This is a genomic window from Synechococcus sp. H55.11, assembly GCF_047462475.1.
Classification (GTDB): Bacteria; Cyanobacteriota; Cyanobacteriia; order Thermostichales; family Thermostichaceae; genus Thermostichus.
Window position 1 is genome coordinate 1 of the sequence record NZ_JANSJI010000054.1, and the last position, 2,320, is coordinate 2,320.

At 49.9% G+C, this 2,320-nt stretch carries 3 protein-coding genes; 2 read left to right on the forward strand and 1 reads right to left on the reverse strand.

Annotated elements, in window-relative coordinates; translation table 11 throughout:
- Positions 1-203 precede the first annotated feature (203 nt).
- Together tsaE and NW853_RS02255 are read left to right on the forward strand one after the other, a co-directional pair.
- Positions 204-611 carry a tRNA (adenosine(37)-N6)-threonylcarbamoyltransferase complex ATPase subunit type 1 TsaE gene (tsaE, locus tag NW853_RS02250; protein WP_414347514.1) on the forward strand — a complete coding sequence of 136 codons (408 nt, stop codon included), beginning with the start codon at positions 204-206 and terminating at the stop codon, positions 609-611.
- A complete protein-coding gene (locus NW853_RS02255) occupies positions 604-1,827 on the forward strand; it encodes an alanine dehydrogenase (RefSeq protein WP_414347517.1) in 1,224 nt (407 codons plus the stop codon). Before tsaE ends, NW853_RS02255 begins: the two co-directional genes overlap by 8 nt.
- Before the next feature lie 15 nt (positions 1,828-1,842).
- On the opposite strand, the gene NW853_RS02260 is transcribed toward NW853_RS02255, so the two are convergent.
- Positions 1,843-2,320, reverse strand: a 478-nt coding sequence (locus NW853_RS02260) for a hypothetical protein (protein WP_414347520.1), incomplete at its 5' end; no start/stop codon positions are given.

Below are 2,320 nucleotides of genomic sequence, written 5' to 3' on the forward strand. Positions count from 1 at the left end.
CCCCAGGCCCCATGTATCTTCCAGCTATGCTTTTGCCATTGAGGACTACTTTTTTGCCTATCCCAACAACTACAATTACTATGTGAACCTGTACCGCGACACTTTTCAGCACGGAGGCATCAGTCTCGAAGAGGTGATAATCCCTATAATTTTCTTATCTTCGAAAAATGCTGGGTAAGGGTCGGGAGTTGAAGTACAGGCACGTGGGTCTCGAAGAACTGGATACACTGACCGCTGAGCTGCTCAGGCTTTACCCGGAAAAACGGGTTTTTACGCTCTCCGGTCCGCTGGGTGCTGGCAAAACCACGTGGATTAAGTCTTTCTGCCGGCATCTGGGGGTACAGGATGGGATGAGCAGCCCCACTTTTTCGCTGATCAATGAATATGAGGCAGCAAGTGGCGCCAAGGTTTTTCATTTTGACTTCTATCGCCTGAAGGATGTGTACGAAGCCATGGATATAGGTGCCGAAGAGTACCTTTTTTCCGGTGCCTACTGCTTTGTAGAGTGGCCTGAAAAAGTGCAACGGATTTTGCCTGACAGCTACCTGGAGTTGAAACTGATTCCGGAAGATGAAAACCACAGAAGTATAGAAGTTAAGCAGTATGGTTGAAAAGAAAAAACCCGGTTTTGAAACACTAGCAAAGGCCAGCTGGGTGCCACAGGAAAAATTACTTCCGGTGAAGAAAAAAAAGGGATCGTTTTTCATTGGCCTTCCCCGGGAAATATCACTACAGGAAAACCGCATCACCTTGACACCCGATGCTGTAGCCTTACTGGTCAACAACGGGCATCAGGTGTGGGTGGAGACCAAAGCAGGGTCTGGATCAAAATTTTCCGATCAGCAATATTCTGAAGCCGGGGCGACCATTGTGTATTCTCCTCAGGAGGTGTATAAAGCTGATGTAATTCTGAAAATAGAACCCCCGACTCTCGATGAGATTGAATTGATGCGACCCGGACAGACCCTCATTTCAGCACTTCAGCTGGGACACTTGCAAGGGGAGTATATTCAAGCCCTGATGCGCAAAAAGGTTACGGCTCTGGCTTTTGAATTCATCGAAGATAAGGCAGGAGGTATGCCCATCATCCGGGCTATGAGTGAAATAGCCGGAAGCACAGTGATGCTCATCGCTGCCGAATACCTCAGCACTGCCTATAACGGCAAAGGCATAATACTTGGAGGTATTACAGGTGTTCCGCCTACCAAAGTTGTAATTATCGGGGCAGGCACCGTGGCTGAGTATTCTGCCCGGGCTGCTCTGGGTATGGGAGCCGAAGTACAGATCTTCGATAATCATCTGTATAAACTCAGGCGGATCAAGCATCTGCTCGGTCAACAGGTGTACACTTCCACGATCGACACGCTTACCCTGAGTGAAACACTCAAAACAGCCGATGTGGTGATCGGTGCCCTCCGTGCTGAGCGAGGCCGTGCACGTGTGGTAATTACGGAGGAAATGGTGAGTCGCATGAAGCCCGATTCGCTCATCATCGACCTGAGTATTGATCAGGGCGGGTGCGTGGAAACTTCAGAAATCACCACGTTGGACAAACCTGTATTCCGTAAGTACGATGTTATTCATTACTGCGTGCCCAACGTTGCATCACGGGTTGCCCATACGGCCACTACCGCATTGAGTAATATTTTTACTCCTACCATCCTGCGGGCAGCTGAAGAAGGGGGTATGGAGCAGATGATTTTCTCGCACAAGTGGTTCATGAAGGGAGTTTATACGTATCGCGGAAGTCTGACCAACGAGTTCATTGCCCGCAGGTTTGGTTTGAAACACAAAAACATTGAATTGCTGTTTGCGGCCCGCTTATAGCGGGAAGCAGGGAGTTTACAATTGCGCCAGCTGCGCCTCCAGTGCCCGGATCCGTGCCTCTGCATCGGCTTTCTTTTTCCGCTCGTTTTCTACAACAGATGCCGGAGCGCTGGTAACAAACCGCTCGTTGCTGAGCTTTCGGTTTACACTTTCCAGAAATCCGCGCTGGTATTCCAGTTCCTTTTGCAAGGATGCCCTTTCCGCCTCGCGGTTTAACTGTTGGTCAAGCGGAATGAAGAATTCCGTTGTGCCAACCAGTAATGGTGCACAATGGCCTTCAACAGGCTTTCCAGCTACAATCTCTTCTACATGGGCCAGTTTCCGGATGACGGATTGGAAATAACCGGCTGGCAGTTCTGAATTGCTGCCGGTGTAAAGCTTTAACGGCCTGCGCGGGGGTATGCCCCGGGTGTTTCGCAGATTGCGGATTTCACTGATCACCTGAAAGGCAAATCGAGCCTGGTTCAGGATCTTTTCCTCCGAAGGACCGCCC